Source organism: Micromonospora sp. NPDC005367 (genome assembly GCF_040606825.1).
Taxonomy (GTDB): domain Bacteria; phylum Actinomycetota; class Actinomycetes; order Mycobacteriales; family Micromonosporaceae; genus Micromonospora.
In genome coordinates this window covers 28,907-48,242 of the sequence record NZ_JBEXFP010000012.1, presented here as the reverse complement: position 1 = coordinate 48,242, position 19,336 = coordinate 28,907, and the positions used below count along the sequence as shown (strand labels likewise).

General features: G+C 72.5%; 16 protein-coding genes and 1 pseudogene. 8 read left to right on the top strand and 9 right to left on the bottom strand.

Translation table 11 applies throughout. The features are described 5' to 3' along the window. Window positions 1–55: 55 nt before the first annotated feature. Together ABZS42_RS11280 and ABZS42_RS11275 are read left to right on the top strand one after the other, a co-directional pair. Window positions 56–1,663: an MFS transporter gene (locus ABZS42_RS11280; protein WP_355144086.1), complete on the top strand. Its 1,608-nt coding sequence runs from the start codon at window positions 56–58 to the stop codon at window positions 1,661–1,663. Continuing rightward, on the top strand, window positions 1,660–2,310 hold the full coding sequence (locus tag ABZS42_RS11275; protein ID WP_355144084.1) for a futalosine hydrolase: 651 nt from the start codon (window positions 1,660–1,662) through the stop codon (window positions 2,308–2,310). The genes ABZS42_RS11280 and ABZS42_RS11275 overlap by 4 nt, the downstream gene beginning before the upstream one ends. A 40-nt stretch (window positions 2,311–2,350) precedes the next feature. Here ABZS42_RS11275 and ABZS42_RS11270 read toward each other — a convergent pair whose 3' ends face one another. Together ABZS42_RS11270 and ABZS42_RS11265 are read right to left on the bottom strand one after the other, a co-directional pair. Continuing rightward, complete coding sequence (locus ABZS42_RS11270; protein ID WP_355144082.1) at window positions 2,351–2,941, bottom strand: GNAT family N-acetyltransferase; 591 nt, start codon at window positions 2,939–2,941, stop codon at window positions 2,351–2,353. Window positions 2,942–3,087: 146 nt separating this feature from the next. Then, window positions 3,088–3,174, bottom strand: a pseudogene (locus ABZS42_RS11265) (helix-turn-helix domain-containing protein); the annotation flags it as partial. 690 nt (window positions 3,175–3,864) lie between these two features. Here ABZS42_RS11265 and ABZS42_RS11260 point away from each other — a divergent pair. Continuing rightward, a complete protein-coding gene (locus ABZS42_RS11260) occupies window positions 3,865–4,695 on the top strand; it encodes a 1,4-dihydroxy-6-naphthoate synthase (protein ID WP_355144080.1) in 831 nt (276 codons plus the stop codon). On the opposite strand, the gene ABZS42_RS11255 is transcribed toward ABZS42_RS11260, so the two are convergent. Together ABZS42_RS11255 and ABZS42_RS11250 are read right to left on the bottom strand one after the other, a co-directional pair. Then, complete coding sequence (locus ABZS42_RS11255; protein WP_355144078.1) at window positions 4,656–5,042, bottom strand: cold shock domain-containing protein; 387 nt, start codon at window positions 5,040–5,042, stop codon at window positions 4,656–4,658. The two genes, ABZS42_RS11260 and ABZS42_RS11255, sit on opposite strands and share 40 nt — an antisense overlap. 28 nt (window positions 5,043–5,070) lie before the next feature. Next, window positions 5,071–5,694 (bottom strand): HAD family hydrolase, encoded by a 624-nt coding sequence (locus tag ABZS42_RS11250; protein WP_355144076.1) that lies wholly within the window; start codon window positions 5,692–5,694, stop codon window positions 5,071–5,073. Between the two features lie 110 nt (window positions 5,695–5,804). On the opposite strand from ABZS42_RS11250, the gene ABZS42_RS11245 reads away from it, so the two are divergent. Beyond that, entirely contained in the window at window positions 5,805–8,267 is a 2,463-nt protein-coding gene (locus ABZS42_RS11245; protein ID WP_355144074.1) for a helicase-associated domain-containing protein, read from the top strand. Window positions 8,268–8,321: 54 nt separating this feature from the next. Here ABZS42_RS11245 and ABZS42_RS11240 read toward each other — a convergent pair whose 3' ends face one another. Both ABZS42_RS11240 and ABZS42_RS11235 read right to left on the bottom strand, forming a co-directional pair. Continuing rightward, on the bottom strand, window positions 8,322–8,552 hold the full coding sequence (locus ABZS42_RS11240; protein WP_355144072.1) for a hypothetical protein: 231 nt from the start codon (window positions 8,550–8,552) through the stop codon (window positions 8,322–8,324). A 103-nt stretch (window positions 8,553–8,655) separates the two neighbouring features. Continuing rightward, window positions 8,656–9,510: a L,D-transpeptidase family protein gene (locus tag ABZS42_RS11235; RefSeq protein WP_355144070.1), complete on the bottom strand. Its 855-nt coding sequence runs from the start codon at window positions 9,508–9,510 to the stop codon at window positions 8,656–8,658. A 169-nt stretch (window positions 9,511–9,679) separates the two neighbouring features. Between ABZS42_RS11235 and ABZS42_RS11230 the strand changes: the two genes are divergently transcribed. Continuing rightward, window positions 9,680–11,359 carry a DNA repair helicase XPB gene (locus ABZS42_RS11230; protein ID WP_355144068.1) on the top strand — a complete coding sequence of 560 codons (1,680 nt, stop codon included), beginning with the start codon at window positions 9,680–9,682 and terminating at the stop codon, window positions 11,357–11,359. An 89-nt stretch (window positions 11,360–11,448) separates the two neighbouring features. On the opposite strand, the gene ABZS42_RS11225 is transcribed toward ABZS42_RS11230, so the two are convergent. Further along, window positions 11,449–12,405: a zinc metalloprotease gene (locus tag ABZS42_RS11225; protein ID WP_355144066.1), complete on the bottom strand. Its 957-nt coding sequence runs from the start codon at window positions 12,403–12,405 to the stop codon at window positions 11,449–11,451. Window positions 12,406–12,773: 368 nt separating this feature from the next. Between ABZS42_RS11225 and ABZS42_RS11220 the strand changes: the two genes are divergently transcribed. Together ABZS42_RS11220 and ABZS42_RS11215 are read left to right on the top strand one after the other, a co-directional pair. Next, window positions 12,774–14,627, top strand: coding sequence for an amidase (locus ABZS42_RS11220; protein WP_355144064.1), 1,854 nt, complete (start codon window positions 12,774–12,776; stop codon window positions 14,625–14,627). Then, entirely contained in the window at window positions 14,624–14,797 is a 174-nt protein-coding gene (locus ABZS42_RS11215) for a hypothetical protein (RefSeq protein ID WP_355144062.1), read from the top strand. The genes ABZS42_RS11220 and ABZS42_RS11215 overlap by 4 nt, the downstream gene beginning before the upstream one ends. 174 nt (window positions 14,798–14,971) lie before the next feature. Here the strand turns inward: ABZS42_RS11215 and ABZS42_RS11210 are convergent, their stop codons facing one another. After that, a complete protein-coding gene (locus ABZS42_RS11210) occupies window positions 14,972–15,817 on the bottom strand; it encodes a patatin-like phospholipase family protein (RefSeq protein ID WP_355144060.1) in 846 nt (281 codons plus the stop codon). A gap of 122 nt (window positions 15,818–15,939) precedes the next feature. Then, window positions 15,940–16,695 carry a TIGR03089 family protein gene (locus ABZS42_RS11205; protein ID WP_355144058.1) on the bottom strand — a complete coding sequence of 252 codons (756 nt, stop codon included), beginning with the start codon at window positions 16,693–16,695 and terminating at the stop codon, window positions 15,940–15,942. 278 nt (window positions 16,696–16,973) lie between these two features. Here ABZS42_RS11205 and ABZS42_RS11200 point away from each other — a divergent pair, with 278 nt between their 5' ends. Continuing rightward, entirely contained in the window at window positions 16,974–19,283 is a 2,310-nt protein-coding gene (locus tag ABZS42_RS11200; protein ID WP_355144056.1) for an esterase-like activity of phytase family protein, read from the top strand. The last annotated feature ends 53 nt before the right edge of the window (window positions 19,284–19,336 follow it).

Here is a 19,336-nt window from a genome sequence, read left to right as displayed (position 1 = left end):
ACCTTCTACTGAAGTGGTGCGGCGCGCCCGGATCTGATGGGCGAGGATGGTGCACATGCCGCTGTCATCCCGCCCTGAGCGGTCCGTCCTCGGGCGGACCGTGGGCACCGGCATCCGCTTCGTCCGGCTGCTGCTACGCGGTTCGATCGGCAGCAGTCGCTGGGTGACCCGGCGTGCCGGCCAGGCCCGCGCCCGCGGCGCGGGTGGCGAGGCCGGCATGGTGCGCCTCTTCGACCTGCACGCGCTCTCCTGCGCCGGGGACACCCTAATCGCCATCGGCCTGGCAGGGACGATCTTCTTCAACGTCCCGCTCGGCGAGGCGCGCAGCAAGGTGGCGCTCTACCTGCTGGTGACCATGGTGCCGTTCGCCATGCTCGCCCCGGTGGTGGGGCCGCTGCTCGACCACTTCCGGCACGGGCGCCGGTACGCGCTGGCCACCACCATGCTCGGCCGCGCCTTCCTGGCCTGGCTGATCAGCGACTACATCCACGGCTTCGGGCTCTATCCGGCGGCCTTCGGAGTGTTGGCGCTCTCCCGGGCGTACGGGGTCGCCCGCTCGGCCGCGGTGCCGAGACTGCTGCCGGAGGGACTCGGCCTGTCCCAGGTCGGCGCACGGGCCAGCGTCTACGGCACGGTGGCCGGTGGTCTGGTCGCCCCGATCGGACTGGCCGCCTTCTGGTTCGGGCCGCAGTGGCCGTTGCGCGTCGCGTCGGTGATCTTCCTGGTCGGCATGGTGATCTCGCTGCGGCTGCCGCCCAAGGCCGACTCGGAACCGCCGGAACGGGTGCCCCGCCCGCTGCGGGCGCTGTTCAGCCGTCGCCGCGACGGAGACCGCCCGCTCGGCCGAGGGAGACCGGCGGGCCGGCTGGTGATCGCCACCCTGATCGGAGCGGCCGCGCTGCGCGCGGTCTACGGGTTCCTGCTGCTCTTCCTCGCCTTCGCCATCAAGAAGGGCGACCTCACGACGGCCGCGTTCGGCCGCGAGCTCACCGACGAGGCGGCACTCGGCCTGGTCGGCGGGGCGCTGGTCGTCGGCACCTTCCTGGCCACCGCGATCGGCACCCGGCTCCGGATCCACCGGCCGACCGCCATCCAGTCCAGCAGCATGATCATCGTGGCCGGTGTCGCAGTGCTCGCCGTGGTGAAGTTCTCGCTTCCCATGGTGGCCCTGTTCTGCCTGGTCGCTGCCCTGTTCAGCGGTATCGCCAAGCTCACCGTCGACGCCTCGATCCAGGAGCGGATCCCGGAGCGGCTGCGTGCCAGTTCCTTCGCCCATTCCGAGACGGTGCTGATGCTCGCGTTCGTCCTCGGCGGCGGGCTCGGGTTGGTTCCCTTCGACGGCCGGACCGGCATCGCGGTCGCCGGCGGGGTGGGCGTACTGGCCGCCATCCGGAGCGTGCTGGTCGCCGGCCGGCTCCGCGGCGAACGCCTGGTCGGCCGTTCACTCGGCGACGACGAGTTGGCCGACGCGAAGGAGACGGCACCGGAGGCCGATGACCCACGCCCCACGTCGCCCGCCCCGGCACCCCGCGAGACCGCGGGTTATGAACCGGGTCCCGCCGCCCCGCCCGGCTACCACATCTATCGCCCCTCCCCGTCCGTCGCCGGGCCGGGCGGGGGCGACGAGGAGAGCCACCGGGAACCACGCGGACCGCTGTCGTGAGCGGCCTGCTGGTGGTCACCGCCGTACCCGCCGAGGCGGACGCGATCCGAGCGGGTCTCGCCGACCCGACGGTGACCGTGACCCCGGTCGGTGTGGGGCCGGCGGTCGCCGCCGCGGCCACCGCCCGCGCGCTGGCGCTCGCCGAGGTGGCCGGACAGCCGTACCGCGCGGTGATCAGCGCCGGGGTGGCCGGTGGCTTCGCCGGCCGGGTCGCGGTCGGCGGCACCGTGCTGGGCACCGCAAGCATCGCCGCCGACCTCGGGGCCGAGGCACCGGAGGGTTTCATTCCGATCGACGCGCTGGGTATGCCGCCCGCCCTGCTGGGCGGCGGCAGCACCGTCCTCGCCGACCCGGAACTGCTGGCCGCGCTCCGGGCCGCCCTGCCGGACGCCACGGTCGGGCTGGTACTCACGGTCAACACGGTGACCGGCACCGCGGCGAGCACCGAGCTGCTCTCCACGCGCCACCCGGACGCCGTGGCCGAGGCCATGGAGGGGTACGGCGTGGCGGTGGCCGCCGCCCAGGCCGGCCTGCCCTTCGCCGAGCTGCGTACGATCTCCAACCCGATCGGCCCTCGCGACCGCGATTCGTGGCGGATGCGGGAAGCACTCGCCGCCCTGACCGAGGCCGCCCCGGCCCTGACCTGAGTGCGAAGCCGGCCCTGACCTGTGCGCGAAGGTGGAAGGGTCAGGCACGGGTGAGCCGCAGCGCCGCCGGCCGGCTCGCCTCGAGGCGGAACCCGCACGCCAACAACAGGTCGATGCCGGGGCCGTCGGCGATGGCATGCGCGCTGACGATGCCTTGATCACGCATCCCGCCGACGAGCGCCTCAACCAGTCGCCGCCCGATGCCCAGACGGCGGTAGTTGAACGCCACCAGAGTCCCGTCGAGCACCATCTCCCGTTCGGAATCGCGCCCGTGCCCGTACCTCAGGTGCGGGTTCCGCTCGTGGGCCCGTAGCTCGCCGACCAGTTCGCCATCCGGCAGCTCGGCGACGAACCGCCAACCGGTGCGCGGCACGTCCGTGCCGGTCACCCGGCGTATTCGAACGGTCCGCCGCACCGTCTCGCGTCGGCGCCGGTTGTCGCGGTAGCGCCGGTTCCGCTCGTAGGTCGCCGGTGGGAGGGGCAGTGGATACCGCTCGGGTGGCAGCTTGTACCAGTCGGCCCACCAGGCCCCGGGCCAGTCACGTGGCTCACGGACCTCCCACACGTCCAGATGGGCCGGGTAGCGCCGGCCCGCCTCGTCCCGCAGATCGTCGTGCGGCACCGCAGACACCGGCAACACCCCTCTCCCGGCGCCGCGCCTCCTGGCCCCCCACCAGGGGCACCGGGTTTCTCCCCGGCGCGTACCCCGATCGCGAGGTCGCCGCCGGCGGCCCGCACCAGGCGCTCGATCGTGCGGAACCTCGGGTCTCTCGCCCGGCCGGACTCGATACGCGCCAAGGTCGCCTGCGGTACGCCCGACCGCTGGGCCAACTCGCGTTGGCTCAGATCCGCCCTGCGGCGCACGGCCCGCAGCGTCCTACCCAGCTCAACCGTGTCCACCAGTTCACCCACGAACCGATGCTCATCAGCGGCGCCGCCGTAATCAACACCCGCTCCACTCCTGTGGATAAAACTGTGGATAACCCTGCGGACGGCTCGGGGGGTGGTGGGCAGACGCCGCGCATCGCGCGACCGCTCTGTGGCCGCACCGAGTCGAACACATGCTCCGGCGACGCTTTAGAGGTGAATCGTCTACGTCATCGCTTCGCGCGACGGCCAACCATCCGCCAGCTCGGGCGCTCGCCGTGCGCCGTGCCTCGTACGCCCGCCGTGCGCTATGCACGTGCCTCGTACGCCCGCCACGCGCTGTGCGCGTGCCTCGTGCGCTATGCACGTGGCTTACGTAACGTGCGCGTGACTCGTGCGCTACGCACGTGGCTTGCGTGCCGTGCGCGTGCCTAGTGCCTCCTGCCTCGTGCGCCGCGCGCGTGGCTCGTGGGCTGCCTGTGCTGCCCGTCTGCTCGCTGCGTGCGCTGCCTGTGAATCGCCTACGACATCAGCTCCAAAGCCTGCGCGCCACAAGTGCGCACGCCGGCTTCGCCTCCGATCCGCTCACCCGGACCGCTCACCCGGGACCGCGGCCGCGGCGGCGGCGCATCACACCCCCGGGGGCCGGTTCAGACGGTCGTGCCGGCACGGGGCTACGGTGAGGTCGTGGCGCTCTCGTTGGCATTCTCGCCCTGCCCCAACGACACCTTCATCTTCCACGCCCTGGTGCACGGCCGCGTGGCCGGCGCGCCGCCGGTGGACGTGACCTACGCCGATGTGGACGTCACCAACACTGCGGCCGAGCGCGGGGCGTTCGACCTGGTGAAGGTGAGCTACGCGGCGCTGCCGTGGCTGCTGGACAAGTACCACCTGCTGCCCTGCGGCGGGGCGCTGGGCCGCGGCTGCGGCCCGTTGGTGCTCACCCGCGGTGACCGTGCCGACCTCTCGGGCGCGACCGTGGCGGTCCCCGGCGACCGCACCACCGCGTACCTGCTGTTCCGGCTCTGGGCGGCCGACCGCCCGCCGGCGCGGATCGAGGTGGTTCCGTTCCACGAGATCATGCCCGGCGTGGCCGCCGGTCGGTACGACGCCGGCCTGGTCATCCACGAGGCCCGGTTCACCTACCACCGGCACGGCCTGACCGCCCTGGTCGACCTCGGCGAGTGGTGGGAGGCCGACACCGGCCTCCCCATTCCGCTCGGCGCGATCCTGGCCCGGCGCGGCGTGGTCGACCCGGAGGCCGCCGCCGGGTGGATCCGCGAGTCCGTGCGGCAGGCCTGGGCCGACCCGGCCGCCAGCCGCGACTACGTGCTCTCGCACGCCCAGGAGATGGAGCTCGACGTGGTGGACCGGCACATCGGTCTCTACGTGAACGAGTTCTCCGCCGACCTGGGGGATGCGGGATTCGCCGCCGTGGACGCGCTGCTGGGCCGGGCCGCCGCCGCCGGGCTGGTGCCTCAGACCTCCAGCTCGCGCGCCACCGCGTGGACCAACTGAGCGATCTTCTGCGCGGTCTTCCGGTCCGGGAAGCGACCCCGGCGCAGATCCGGCTGAACCTTCGCCTCAAGCACCTTGATCATGTCCTCGACGAGGCCGTGCAACTCCTCCGCCGGCCGGCGGCGCAGCTCGGCCATCGACGGCGGCGCCTCCAGCAGCTTCACCCCCATGGCCTGCGCGCCACGCCGGCTGTCGACCACACTGAAGTCGATTCGCTGGCCACCCTTGAGGTCGGTGACACCCGCCGGTAGCGCGCCCTTCGGCAGGAACACGTCGCCACCCTCGTCGCTGGTGACGAAACCGTATCCCTTGGTCGCGTCGTACCACTTCACTCGACCCGTAGGCACCTGAGATCCCCTGCTTCGTTTGAGACGTTTACTGCTCCAAGGCTAGCTGGATCATGCAGTCCAGTGCCCCTGGGAATCCGGTGAGATCATCGAGCACCACTTCCGCCCCCGCCGTGCGCAGGTCATCGGCCGAACATGGGCCGGTCGCCACTCCGATCCCCGGGACACCGGCCGTCTCCGCGGCGACCATGTCCGCCACATGATCACCGACATAGTGGGTCGCGCCGTGCTCGCGCAGGGCGGTGGCCTTCCCCTCCGCGAAGAGGTCACCGGCCACCTCGTCCACCTCCAGTCCGAGGTGATCAAGGTGCAGCCGGGCCAACCGGCCGAGCTTCGACGTGACCACGAGCACGCGTCCGCCCCGCGCCCGGATCACCTCGATCGCCTCGCGGGCGCCGGGCAGCGGGACGGTCGGGGTGATCGCGTACGCCGGGTAGAGCTCCCGGAAGGTCAACACCGCCGGCTCGACCTGCTCCGGCGGGAACCACCGGGCGATCTCGGTGCGCAGCGGCGGCCCGAGCCGGGACACCGCCTCGTCCGCGTCGACCGGCACCCCCGTGCGCGCCGTGAGCGCCCGATACGTGGCGGCGATGCCGGGGCGCGAGTCGACCAGGGTCATGTCGAGATCGAATCCGACCGTCAGTGCAGGCATGCGGGAGAAGGTACCGGGCGGGGTCACCGCGCTCCGGAGACCGGTGCCCGTGAGCCAGCCGGACGTCCGAGGGGCGGGATCCCCCTGTGCCGGGCTAGCGTGGAATGACGATGACCACCTCACTCGCCGACCACCTGCGGTCGCTTCCCGACGAGTCGCTGGCCGCCCTCCTGCAGCTGCGGCCGGACCTCGTCGTGCCCGTGCCGGCCGACGTCTCCGCGCTCGCCACCCGGGCGCAGTCCCGCGTGTCGGTGGCCCGGGCCCTGGACGGGCTGGACCAGTTCACCCTTCAGATCCTCGACGCCGCCCGGCTGACCCGGGACCCGGCCGACGGCACCACCTCCACGGAGGCCGTGCTCGCCATGGCGACGGCCGGGGCCCGGCCGCCCGCGCCGGCCACCGTCCGGGGCGCGGTCGACCGGCTGCGCGCACTCTTCCTGCTGTACGGCACACCGGAAGCGCTCAACGTGGTGGCGAGCGTCGACGAGGTGTCGCCGTACCCGGCGGGGCTGGGCCGACCGGCAGCGGACCTGGACCCGCGCAGCGCCGCGCTCTGCGCGGACCCGGCGAAGCTGCGCCGGACACTGCTGGCCGCACCGCCCTCGGCACGGGCGATCCTGGACCGGCTCGCGGCCGGGCCGCCGGTGGGCAGCGTGCCGCCGGGCGCCCTGCAGGCGCCGCCGCTCGGCGAGGAGGACCAACTGCCACCTGACCCCGTGAACGGTGGCGCGCCGACCGGGTCGCCCGTGCGCTGGCTGGTGGAGCACCGGCTGCTCGTACCGGTCTCCGCCGGCACCGTGGAGCTTCCCCGCGAGGTCGGGCTGTTGCTGCGCCGCGACACCGGGCCGCTCGGACCGCTGCGGACCAGCCCACCGGCGGTCGCCGCGACGCCCCGCGAGCCGAAGGCCGTCGACTCCGCCGGGGCCGGGCAGACCATGGAGGTCGTCCGCCACACCGAAGGGCTGATGGAGCAGCTCGCCGCCGAACCGGCGCCGGTGCTCCGCTCCGGCGGCATCGGCGTACGGGATCTGCGCCGCCTGGCCCGTACCGGCGGGCTGGACGAGCCGACCACGGCACTGCTGATCGAGGTGGCGTACGCTGCCGGGCTCCTCGGCGAGCTGGAGCTGCCCGGCGTCACCACCAGCCGCTACGGCGCCGACCAGCAGGTGCTGCCGGCCGCCGGCTACGAGGTGTGGCGGGCCGCCTCCCTGGCCCAGCGCTGGGAACAGCTGGCCCGGGCCTGGCTGACGATGACCCGGCAGGTGGGGCTGGTCGGGCAGCGCGACGACCGGGACCGGCCGATCACGGCGCTCTCGGCCGAGGCGGAGCGGGCCGGCGCCCCGGCCGCCCGCCGGGCGGTGCTCGGGGTGCTCGCCGACCTGGAACCGGCCGCCGTGCCCACCACCGACGAGGTGCTGGCGCTGCTCGACTGGCGCTCGCCCCGGCGCAGCCGGGGACGGGAGAACGCGCACCGGGAGGTGCTCGCCGAGGCCGCTCAGCTCGGCGTGACCGGTCTGGGGGCGCTCACCTCGTACGGGCGGCTGCTGCTGGCCGACGTCACCCACGCCGACGACGGCACCGACGACCCGCTCGGGCTGCACCTGGAGGCCGACAGCGAGGAACCGTCGACGGCCGCGCGGGCGCTGGACGCGCTCCTGCCCGCCCCAGTGGATCACTTCCTGATGCAGGCCGACCTGACCCTGGTGGTACCGGGCCCGCCCGAGCCGATGCTCGCCGCCGAACTCGACGCGGTGACCGAGCCGGAGTCGGCGGGCGGCGCCAGCGTGCACCGGGTGACCACGGCCAGCGTGCGCCGGGCGTTGGACGCGGGCTACACCGCCGACGACCTGCACGGGCTCTTCCGGCGGAGGTCCCGCACACCGGTGCCGCAGTCCCTCACATACCTGATCGACGACGTGGCCCGCCGGCACGGCGGGCTGCGGGCCGGGTCCGCCGGCGCGTACCTGCGCAGTGACGACGAGGCTTTACTCAGCGAGGTCTGCGCCGACCGGCGGCTGGAGTCGCTGGCGTTGCGCCGGCTGGCGCCGACCGTGCTGGTGAGCCCGTACCAGGTGGGGCGGCTGCTGGGCGCGCTGCGCGACGCCGGGTACGCCCCGGTGCCCGAGGACGCCAGCGGCGCAGCGGTGCTGTCCCGCCCGAAGACCCGGCGGGCGGCCGCCCGGGTGTCGGTGGCCACCCGGACGCTGGACCCGCTGGCCGCACCGAGGGTGCCGATGCCGCGGCTGCTCGGGGTGGTGGAGCAGATCCGGCGCGGCGACGCGGCGGCGCGGGCGGCCCGGCGGGCCCCGGCGGCGGTACGCGGCGTCGGACGAGGTGCCACCGGTCCGGCGCCGACCCAGGGCCACAGCGATGCTCTCGCGGTGCTCCAGCAGGCGGTCCGGGACAAGGCGCTGGTCTGGGTCGGCTACGTCGACGCGCACGGGGCAACCGCCTCCCGGCTGGTCAAGCCGGTCTCCATCGGTGCCGGCTACCTGCGTGCGGAGGACGAGCGGACGGAGATGCTGCACACCTTCGCGCTGCACCGGATCACCGCGGCGGTACGCCCCGACTGAGCCACCGGACCGGCCGTTGCCGGTCGGGGGCCGGTCCGGCGGCAACGGAGCCGGTCAGCGGCGGCTGCGGCGTACCGTGCCGACGATCGAGACGACCAGCAGCAACGCGAACCCGGTGCCGGCGGCCTCGCCCACCGAATTGACAAAGCCCTGCCGGAGCACGAGCCAGCCGTAGAGGAACCAGCCGAAGACCGCCACCGCGGCGACCACGTACGCGACCACGGTCGCGGTGGACACCTCTTCGCCCTGGTCGTGCTCCCGGGCCACGTCATGATCGAGCGCCATCTGCGCCTCCCCGTGCGGTACGACGCCGGACGTTCAGCGTGGCACCGTTGTGGCGCGAGTGACAGGGCGAAACACCCTGGCTTCCGGCCCGCCGATTAGCCGCTCAGGTGCCGGGGCGCCGTCCGACGAGCACCACCCGGCTGCCGACCTTGCCGAGTTCCCAGTACCGGACCGCGTCGGTGTGCAGCAGGTTGACGCAGCCGTGCGAGCCGATCGACTTGTCGTGCAGGTAGCTGGTGGTCTCGTGGAAGCCCATGCCCTGGGTGAAGTGCTGCCAGTAGGGCAGCCAGACCTCGTACGGGTCGGACCATTCCTTGACGTTGCGGAAGTTGATTTCGTAGGTGCCGGCCGGCGTCCGGTAGCCGGCCATCCCGGTACGGGTCACCGTGGGCTCCACGATCACCTTGCCGTCGCGCATCACCCAGGTGGTCTGCCGGGTCAGGTCGATGCAGAACGTCAGGCCCGAGCCGGCCTCGCACCGGTCGGTGTCCGTGGTGGCGAGCCGCTTCGCCACGTCGTGCGTGGTGGGGCCCGCGCGACCCTGGGCGGGGCGGATGTCGTACCTCTTCTGGAACTTCTTGATGGCGGCGCAGTCGGCGGCGGACTGCCGGCCGTCGACGGTCACCCGGCCGAACCCGCCCAGCTGAGCGAGGTACGCCTCCACGGCACGCTGGTGCTCGCCCTGTGGGCAGCCGGACGGAGAGCTGGTGGACGGCTTCGGTTTCGTCGGTGGGGTCATCCGGGCCGGCGTGGGCTTCGGCTTCGCCGGGGTCGTCGCTGGACGCTGGTCCGGCCCGGACGTTGCGCTCGCCCCCGATACCTGCTCCGCCGCGCCGACCGGGGCGGGACCTCCGCCCCCACTCCCGCCGGCCTGCGGATCGAGCGCGCACGCACCGGCGCCGACCAGCGTGACCACCACCAGGGCGGCCAGCCGGGATGTGCCACGGAAATACTTCATGGGGCCTCCCAGGGCTACCGTCCCATTCTTAGACGTTCACGAGTGCCGGGACGGTTGCACCTGGTACGCGTTTCCCTGCCCACCTCCGGCCGCGTGCAACACTGGATGGTCGGCCTGCGGTGGGTACTCCACCGTGCCGGGCAGCCCCATCGGACGGAAGGACGCTGACGTGAGCGGTGGACCCCTGATCGTGCAGTCGGACAAGACCCTGCTGCTGGAGATCGACCACCCTGACGCGCAGGCGTGCCGGATGGCCATCGCCCCGTTCGCCGAGTTGGAACGTTCCCCGGAGCACGTGCACACCTACCGGCTCACCCCGCTCGGCCTGTGGAACGCCCGGGCCGCCGGCCATGACGCCGAGGGTGTCGTCGACTCGCTGATCAAGTTCTCCCGCTATCCGGTGCCGCACGCCCTGCTGGTCGACGTGGCGGAGACCATGGACCGGTACGGCCGGCTCCAGCTCGTCAACGACCCGGTGCACGGCCTCGTCCTGCGGGCACTGGACCGGCTGGTACTGGTCGAGGTTGCCAAGAGCAAGAAGCTCGCCGGCATGCTCGGCGCGAAGATCGACGACGACACGATCGCGGTGCACCCGTCCGAGCGGGGCCGGCTCAAGCAGGCGCTGCTGAAGCTCGGCTGGCCCGCCGAGGACCTCGCCGGGTACGTCGACGGCGAAGCCCACCCGATCGACCTGGCGGAGGCCGGCAAGGAAGGCCGGAAGCCGTGGACGCTGCGCTCGTACCAGCGGGAGGCCGTCGAGGCGTTCTGGGCCGGCGGCTCGGGTGTGGTCGTGCTCCCCTGCGGCGCGGGCAAGACGCTCGTCGGGGCGGCGGCGATGGCCGAGGCGAAGGCGACCACGCTGATCCTGGTCACCAACACGGTGGCGGGGCGGCAGTGGAAGCGGGAGCTGATCGCGCGCACCTCGCTGACGGAGGAGGAGATCGGCGAGTACTCGGGCGAGCGCAAGGAGATCCGCCCGGTCACCATCGCCACGTACCAGGTGCTCACCTCACGGCGCGGCGGCGCGTTCACCCACCTGGACCTGTTCGGCGCCCGCGACTGGGGCCTGGTCATCTACGACGAGGTTCACCTGCTGCCCGCACCGATCTTCCGGTTCACCGCGGACCTCCAGGCCCGCCGCCGGCTGGGTCTGACCGCGACGCTGGTCCGGGAGGACGGCCGGGAGGGCGACGTGTTCAGCCTGATCGGCCCGAAGCGGTACGACGCGCCGTGGAAGGACATCGAGTCGCAGGGCTGGATCGCCCCGGCCGAATGCACCGAGGTCCGGGTGACGCTGACCGATGCGGAGCGGATGGCGTACGCGACGGCGGAGGCCGAGGAGCGGTACCGGATGGCGGCGACCGCCCGGACGAAGCTGCCGGTGGTGAAGGCTCTGGTCGACCGGCATCCGGACGACCAGGTGCTGGTGATCGGAGCGTACATCGACCAGCTGCACCAGCTCGGCGAATACCTCGACGCGCCGATCGTGCAGGGCTCGACGACGAACAAGGAGCGGGAGCGGCTGTTCGACGCGTTCCGCTCCGGGGAGCTGCGCACCCTGGTCATCTCGAAGGTCGGCAACTTCTCCATCGACCTGCCGGAGGCGGCCGTCGCAATCCAGGTGTCCGGCACGTTCGGGTCGCGCCAGGAGGAGGCGCAGCGATTGGGTCGGGTGCTCCGCCCGAAGGCCGACGGCCGGCAGGCGCACTTCTACACGGTGGTCTCCCGGGACACCATCGACACCGAGTACGCGGCGCACCGGCAGCGGTTCCTCGCCGAGCAGGGGTACGCGTACACGATCGTCGACGCCGACGACGTCCTCGGCCCCTCGCTGCCCTCGTTCGACTAACGCTTGATCCACTCCGCTTCCCGGAAGCCGCGGTATCCCAGTCGCCCGGACGCCCCGACATCAAGGAAGCGGAGTGGATCACCGCTCGGTTACTTGCCGCCGCCGGCCCGGAAGGCCACCCAGGCGTCGCTCATCCGGTCCGCCTGACCCGGCGTGAACATGTTCATGCAGGAGTCCTGCGTGTAGTCCATGAAGTTGTGGATCGGGTCGAGCCCGGGCGCGGTGCAGGTGTCCGCGCCCACCGGGCAGTCGAACTGCGGCGCCGCCTCCCGCGGAGTGTCCGCCACGAAGTCACCGGAGGCGGAGCACCCGTGCGCGAAGGTGTGCTCCAGCATCAGCCAGTGCCCGACCTCGTGCGTCAGCGTGTCGCCGAGGCTGTACTTGCCCGCGGTGCCGCCCGGCATCGACTCGTCGAGCATCACCACGCCGTCGATGTAGTCGCGGCCGTTGTTGTAGTCCTTCGGGAAGTACGCCCAGCCGAGGAGCCCGCCGCCGATGTTCGCCGCGTACACGTTCAGGGTGCGCGCGTCGCCGGTGTACAGCGCGTGCTTCATGTCCCGCTCGTTCTTGCCCGGCACGACGGTGTACCAGTCGCTGTTCACCGTCCACGTCGTGTCGACATGCGAGAACCGGAACGGGGTGTCGGAGGCGTCCGGCGCGGTGCGGCCGGCGTAGGAGTCGTTCAGCACCTCCATCTGGTCCTCGATCATCGTGTTCCAGCGGGCCGTCTCCGCCGCGCTCATCGGGTGGTCGGAGATCATGTGGAAGACCGTGGGGATGTCGACGCTGCCGTTGGGCAGGCGCGGCGAGTCCTTGATGACCCCGTAGGCCTTCGCCTCGTTCTTCGAGTACAGCTCCGGCTCCTGGGCGGTGGCGCCCTCGGCGGCCCGGGCCGCGCTGTGTGCGTCGGCGCTCGGTCCACACGCGACACCCGGGGAGACGGCCGCGGGCGCCGCCGCCACCGCGCCGTTGGCACCACCGGACGCGAGGAACGTCGCGGCGGAGGCGGTCAGGACCGCCAGCCGGAAGATGGGTCTCCTGTTCATCGGTGCACCTTTCGGGGGATGGGAGCGGTGCGGGATCGACGCTGGGTTGCCACGACCAGGTCGATGACGTTGTCTGCCCGGTATGAGACCACGTCAATGGCGTGGGCAAAAGCCCTGCTCAAGAGGCTGACGCCGATGTAACGAAAGGCAGCCGGGGAACGCTCTCGAAGAGGGCTCCGGGCGGGCGGGTGCAGCGCCCGTAGCGAAGATCGGCGTCGGCCGCAACCCGGTGAAGGTCCGGTTTACCCGGCGGGATGCAGTTGACAACATCGATGCGACCGCTCGCGCGTGACGATCCCTTCCAGCAGCGCCGGCTCGGCGTTTCGGATGATCCCACGCGCCCGCCCTCTCGGCAGACGGGAGCCTTCATGGGCAACAGCACTGGTGCCACTGCGCCACCGACCACAACGGAGAACGCCCGGCCGGGTGTCAGCCGTCGGTTCCTGCTCGGCGGCGGTGCCGCGGCAGCCGGTGCGACGGTGGCCGGCCTCGTCACCGCACAACCGGTTTCGGCCTCCCCTGACTCCACTCCGGACCTGCTCACGCAACTGCCGCCGGTCGGCCAGATCCCACGCCGGTCGCGGATCGTGGACTACGAACTCGGTGAGCTGATCGTCCTGCTGCGGGCCCGGAAGGTGACCTCCGTCGAGCTGACCGAGGCATACCTCGACCGCATCGAGCGGCTGAACGGCCCGTTCGAGATCTACGGCGACAACGGCGGGTACAACGCGTTCGTCCGGATCGACCGGGAGGGCGCCCTCGCCCAGGCCACGGCGGCGGACAAGCTGCTCCGCCACGGGCGGCGGTCACCCCTGCTCTGCGGCATTCCCTTCGGGATCAAGGACTCGATCGCAGTCAAGGGGCTGGAGGCGAAGAACGGCACCCACGCGTACGACGGGAACCTGTCGCGCCGCGACGCGACCATCGTGGCGCGGCTGCGCGCCCAGGGCGCGGTGATCATCGGCCACACCATCGCCTCGGCGTTCTCCGGCAGCATCGCCGGCACGTTCGCCGGCAACGCCTGGAACCCGCGCTTCATCCCGGGCGGGTCCAGCCAGGGGTCCGGGGTGGCCACCGTGGCCCGACTGGCCGCGGCCACGATCGGTGAGGAGACCGGTGGCTCCATCATCATGCCGGCGGCGGCGAACGGCGCGAGCGCCATCAAGCCTTCGCTGGGCCTCGTCTCCACCGCCGGGACGATGCCGCTCTCGCCGGGCTACGACGTGCTCGGGCCGATCACCCGTTCGATCCGGGACGCCTCGCTCGTGCTGGCCGCCGTCCTCGGGCCGGACCCCGCGTCCGACCCGCTCACCCTCTCCGCCCCGCATCCCTTCCCCGCGCTGCCGGTGGGCGCGCGGCGCGGCAACCGCCCGCTGGCTGGTACGACCATCGGCATCCCGCAGACCGACTGGATGACCCGGGGCGGCACGGGCGTCCCGCCCGCGGAGACGTACGACGGCGACTACCGGGCCGCCTTCGAACGGTTCAAGGCCGAGCTGGTCGCCCTGGGAGCCATGGTCAAGGAGTTCCCCGGCCTCGACGTCACCGTGGCGGCGAACGACCCGTACTTCCGCACCACCGAACGTCTCCCGCTGCCCGACGGCAGTGCGGTGTCGCCCGCGACGGCGCTGCTCAACCCGAACCGGTACGAGATCCGCTACTGGCAGGCGATCCAGGCGTTCGCCGAGTCGCACCCCGCGAACGCCCCCGCGTTGACCCGGCAGTTCGGCGACCTCGCGCAGGCCGCGGCCACCGCCGGCGCGATCCCCACAGCCGTACGCGACGAGGGCGAACGCCGCCGCCGTACGCTGCAGGCCAACTACCAGCGGGCGCTCGACGAGGCCGGCGTCGACTTCATGCTCGTGCTGCCGATGGGCGCGCAGATCGGGCCCCGGTTCGGCGGCACCCAGCTCCGCAACTACCGCAGTTTCTACCAGCTCCCCAACGCGCTCACCTGGCCCATGGTGACCTTCCCGATCGGGTACGACAGCACGGAAGGGCTGCCGATCAACGCCGCCTTCTGGGGGCCCCGCTTCTCCGAGCCGGCGCTGGTCCAGGCTGCCCTGGACTACCAGGACCGGCATCCGCAGCACCATCGAGCAGCTCCGCCCGATCCCGTCTTCGCGCCGCCGCAGCAGGCGCGGGGCCTGGCTCCGGCCGAGGAGACGGTGCCGCCCGAGCTGTCGAACGACCCGCTCGTCGCGGAGGAGGCGTGGGCATGAGCGAGCCCTTCCTGACCGTGGAGTGGCAGCCGCTGCTCAACGCGAGCCTCCCGCTGCGTGACCCGGGCGATGAGCCCGAGCCGGCGCTGACGGTCGAGTGGGGGCCGAAGCTCGGCACGAGCTGGTACGCCTACGGCGAGCACCTCTCCGAGGAGGTCGACGCCCGCTGACCAACCGCGACCGCCCGCCGGCCGCCGCACACCGCCGCCCGCCACACTCCGCCGTTCGCCGCTTGATCGACTCGACTTCCTTGATGCCGGGGTGTCCGGGTCAGCCGGACACCCCGACTGCCTGCAAGTCGAGTCGATCAACCCGCCGGGCAGCGGCCGGGAGCGGTCAGCTGGTCAACTCCAGAGTGCGGCGACTGCCTCGGCGTGCGCCTTGCCGACGGCCCGGCCAGCCTGGGCGGCCGGACCCCGGGTCGCGGGTGACAGCGCGTTGGTGCCGAACGCGTCGACGGACGCCTGGTCGGCGCTGATCACGTGCACCTTGGCCGGGGCAAGCTTGGTGATCTCGTCGTCGAGGTCGCCCCACGGCTGCGGGGTGCCCTCCCGGACGGGCTGGATGATCAGCACCAGGTCGGCGCCGGCGGCGAGGTCGGCGTTGGTAATCGAGCGCACCCCACCGTCGATGTAGCGGCGGTCGCCGATCGCCACGGGCGGCCAGATGCCGGGCACCGCGCAGCTGGCCGCCACCGCGTCACGCAGCGACACCCCGGAGTCGCCGGTGAAGACGGACACCTCACCGCTTTCGGCGTCGACGGCGGGCAGCCGTACGTCCCGGCTCGGCCACGCCTTGACCGGCAGCCGGGCGTCGATCGCGGCGAGTCGGACGGCCGGGTCCACGTTCTGTGCGGCGAGGGCGAGCGCACCCAGGCGGCGGCGGGCCTCGGCCGGGTCGGAGACGCCGGTCAGCACCGCGCCGTACTCGCCGAATAGCTTCTCCGTGTCGACGTCCACCTCGATCTCGGCGGTCTCCGCGCGCAGCTGAGCCGCGTACAGGTCGTCGAGCGGGGTGCCGCTGGTGATCTGCGCCGCGACCGCCGAGCCGGCCGAGGTGCCGACCACCAGGTCGGCGGCGAGGATCCGGTCGGCGAGTGCCGGGTCGGCGTCGGCGAGGCCGCGCAGGACCCCGAGTTCCCAGGCGATGCCGGCGACTCCGCCACCGGCCAGTACCAGTGCGCTACCCATGGACGGAGCCTTTCACAGCGCCCGTGGGCCAGGAAGGCCGTTCGGCTGTGACGCCCGTCGTTGACTTCGGCTTCCCGTCGGCGGCAAGCGGCTCCGCAACGCCGCGCGGACCCGGCAGGCGGTCACAGCACTCGGGTGACCTGCTCGGCGGCGATGCGGGCGTCGAGCGTGGACCGGTCCAGGTTCGCGCAGATCAGCACGGACGCTCCGACGGAGAGCGGGGCGAGCAGCCACTTGAACGGCTGCTCGTGCTCGGCGGCGTCGACCAGCAGCCGGTCACCGGCCCGCAGGTCGAGCTGCTCGGCGATCGCCGCCGCGACCGCACCCCATTCGCCGTACGTGGTGCCGTCCGGACTGGCCGGGTCGGACGGGTGGATCTCGGTGTAGTTGGGTGTGACACCGGGGTGCCGCAGCACCTCGCCGGACCAGTCGAGCCAGCCCACCGGCACGTCGACCAACGACTCCGGCCCGGTGCCGACGAGGTAGCGGTGCGTCCCGTCCGGCACGTCCTCCAACCAGTCGTCGAGGCGTTCCGGGGTCACGAACACCGCATCGTAAGGGCGGTCACCGTCCGGTTCGAGCACCGGCAGGCCGGCGAGGGCCCGTGGCCGGTAGGACACGGACATCCCGACCGACCAGGCGCCCAGCAGCACCGCGGCGGTACGCCAGTGCGGCGGCAGCAGCACCGCCACCCGGCTGCCGGGCGCGAGCCCGCTGCCGTCGCGCAGCAGGCCCGCGCTGCGTGCCGCCCATTCACCGAGCTGCGTCGCGGTCAGGTCGATCCGCGCGCCGGTCGCCTCGTCGAGGTAGCTGAGGATCGGCCGCTCGGCGTCGCGCGGAGCCTGCCGAACGAGGGTCACGGGGGTGCTGGCGGTCATCATGGACGCTCCTCGCTGCCGGTGCGCCAAAGCCTAGCCACCGGCACGCCCGGCTGGGGGCAGCGGCACGTGCTCGCCGCCGGCACGGCTAGCCTGCTCGTCGCCGCCGCCCGGCGATGCCGTCGGCGACGTCGCGATCAGCGTGATCGCTCTCACCCTGATCGGCGGCGCGGTGTGGCGGCTGCGCGTTCCTTCGCCGGCTGTTCACGTACGCGCAAGCTGATGCTCCCCGAAGGGTGCCAGCCTCCGACCGGGCACGACCTTACGGAGGAAGTCCTTTGACCCTGAGAAGAGCCTTCACCGCGCTGACCGCAGCCGGTGTCGCCGCCGCCAGCCTGACCGGCGCGACCCCCGCGTCGGCCGGCGGTAACCACCACCCGGGCAAGCCTCTCGCCTTTGACCGGGTCGCCACCTATCCCGTCTTCCAGAACCGCCCAGCCGGTGAGGACCCCACGTCTCCCACCGTCGCCGAGATCTCGGCGGTCAGCGAGGACGGACGCACTCTGATCTACACCGATGCCCTCGGACGCCGGATCGGCTTCCTCGACATCTCCCGGGCCGACAAGCCCCGTGGCCTCGGCACTCTTTCCCTGTCGCAGCTCGGTGACGCCGAGGACGAGCCGACCTCGGTCGCCGTGGTCGGTAAGTACGTGCTCGTGGTGGTGAACACCAGCCGCAGCCACACCGAGCCGTCCGGGCGACTGGACGTGGTCGAGTTGGCCACCCGCAAGCGGGTCCGCAGCTTCGATCTCGGCGGCCAGCCCGACTCGATCGCCATCAGCAAGGACCGCCGGTACGCCGCGATCGCCATCGAGAACGAGCGCGACGAGGAGGCCACCCCGCCCGGCGGCGAGGAGGGCGACCTGCCTCAGCTCCCCGGCGGTTTCGTGCAGATCGTCGACCTGGCCGGCGCGAACCCGGCCGGCTGGCGGGTACGGCCGGTGCCGCTGACCGGGCCGGACGGGCAGGCGCTGCCCGCCCTCGTCGAGGCCGGCCTCACCGCGCCCATCGACCCGGAGCCGGAGTACGTCTCGATCAACAGCCGTAACGAGCTGGCCGTGACGCTCCAGGAGAACAACGGCGTCGTCCTGATCGACCTCCCGAGCGGCCGGATCAAGAAGGTCTTCAGCGCCGGTACCGCAACGATCAGCGGGATCGACACGAAGAAGGACGGCGTCATCGACCTGACCGGCACGACCACCGACGTGCCGCGGGAGCCGGACGCGGTGGCCTGGATCGACGACCGTTACCTCGCGACTGCCAATGAGGGCGACTGGAAGGACGGCACCCGCGGCTGGACCGTCTTCGACAGCCGCACCGGCAAGGTCGCCTGGGACGCGGGCAACACGTTCGAACGGCTCGCCGTGACGTACGGGCTGCACAACGAGGACCGCGCCGGCAAGAAGGGCACCGAGCCGGAGGGCGTGGCGGTCGCCGAGTACGACGGCGTGCGGTACGGCTTCGTGGGCTCGGAGCGGAGCAACTTCGTCGCCGTCTACGACCTCAGCAACCCGACCAGGCCGGTCTTCAAGCAGGTGCTGCCGTCCACCAACGGGCCGGAAGGGCTGCTGCCCATCCCGTCCCGGGGGCTGTTCGCCATCTCCAGTGAGGAGGACGACGCCTCGGTCAACGTCCGGGCCTCGGTCTCCCTCTACCAACTGGGCAAGGGCACGCCGGCGTTCCCGAGCATCGTGTCGGCCTCCGACAAGCAGGGCACGCCGATCGGCTGGGGCGCCCTCGGCGCCCTGAGCGCGGTGCCCGGCAAGCCGAACGAACTCGTCAGCGTCACCGACGCGGCGTACTCGCAGACCCGCATCCTGACCGTCGACGTGAAGCACTCGCCGGCCGTCATCAGCGGCGCGCTGCCGGTGAAGGACGCCGCCGGCAAGCCGGTCGGCTACGACGCCGAGGGCATCTTCGCCCGTCCGCAGGGCGGCTACTGGCTCGCCGTCGAGGGCGCCAGCGGCCCGGAGAACGCCCTGGTCCGCCTGGACGCCGCCGGGGTCACCCGCCAGGTCGTTCCGCTGCCGGCGGACGTCGCCGCCGGCCTCGGCAAGCAGGGCCTGGAAGGGGTCACCGCCACTACCGACCGGCGCGGCCGGGAGGTCGTCTGGGTGGCCGTGCAGCGTGAACTCTCCACCGATCCGGCCGGCACCGTCCGGCTCGGCCGGTACGACGTCGCGGCCGGCACCTGGAGCTGGTTCGGCTACCAGCTGAACAGCACCGAAGTGCCGGGGGACTGGATCGGCCTCTCCGAGATCACGGTGGTCGGTGACCGGCTCGCGGTGATCGAACGGGACAAGCTGAACGGTCCCGCCGCCGCCCTGAAGCGGGTCTACACCGTGCCGATGCCGGACTCGGCGGCGGCGCCCGGCCCGTTGCGCGTACTGCCGAAGACCCTCGCGGTCGACGTGCTGCCCGCGCTGCGCGCGACGAACGGGTGGACGCAGGAGAAGCTCGAGGGTCTGACCGTGGCCGGCAACGGCCAGGTGTACGCGGTCACCGACAACGACGCGCTTCAGGACGCGACCGGTGAGACGGTCTTCCTGCAGCTGGGGCCCAGCCGGAAGGTCTTCGGCCGGGGCTGAGCCTCGGTGACGTTCGACTGCTCTGCCGCCGGCCCGGTGTCCACCCCGCGTGG

What these genes read in the sequence shown, in the direction of transcription:
- ABZS42_RS11280 (WP_355144086.1), top strand. Translation starts at nt 56, where the DNA reads ATGCCGCTGTCATCCCGCCCTGAGCGGTCCGTCCTCGGGCGGACCGTG.
- ABZS42_RS11250 (WP_355144076.1), bottom strand. Translation starts at nt 5,694, where the DNA reads ATGCCTGCACTGACGGTCGGATTCGATCTCGACATGACCCTGGTCGAC.
- ABZS42_RS11245 (WP_355144074.1), top strand. Translation starts at nt 5,805, where the DNA reads ATGACCACCTCACTCGCCGACCACCTGCGGTCGCTTCCCGACGAGTCG.
- ABZS42_RS11240 (WP_355144072.1), bottom strand. Translation starts at nt 8,552, where the DNA reads ATGGCGCTCGATCATGACGTGGCCCGGGAGCACGACCAGGGCGAAGAG.
- ABZS42_RS11235 (WP_355144070.1), bottom strand. Translation starts at nt 9,510, where the DNA reads ATGAAGTATTTCCGTGGCACATCCCGGCTGGCCGCCCTGGTGGTGGTC.
- ABZS42_RS11225 (WP_355144066.1), bottom strand. Translation starts at nt 12,405, where the DNA reads ATGAACAGGAGACCCATCTTCCGGCTGGCGGTCCTGACCGCCTCCGCC.
- ABZS42_RS11220 (WP_355144064.1), top strand. Translation starts at nt 12,774, where the DNA reads ATGGGCAACAGCACTGGTGCCACTGCGCCACCGACCACAACGGAGAAC.
- ABZS42_RS11215 (WP_355144062.1), top strand. Translation starts at nt 14,624, where the DNA reads ATGAGCGAGCCCTTCCTGACCGTGGAGTGGCAGCCGCTGCTCAACGCG.
- ABZS42_RS11210 (WP_355144060.1), bottom strand. Translation starts at nt 15,817, where the DNA reads ATGGGTAGCGCACTGGTACTGGCCGGTGGCGGAGTCGCCGGCATCGCC.
- ABZS42_RS11205 (WP_355144058.1), bottom strand. Translation starts at nt 16,695, where the DNA reads ATGACCGCCAGCACCCCCGTGACCCTCGTTCGGCAGGCTCCGCGCGAC.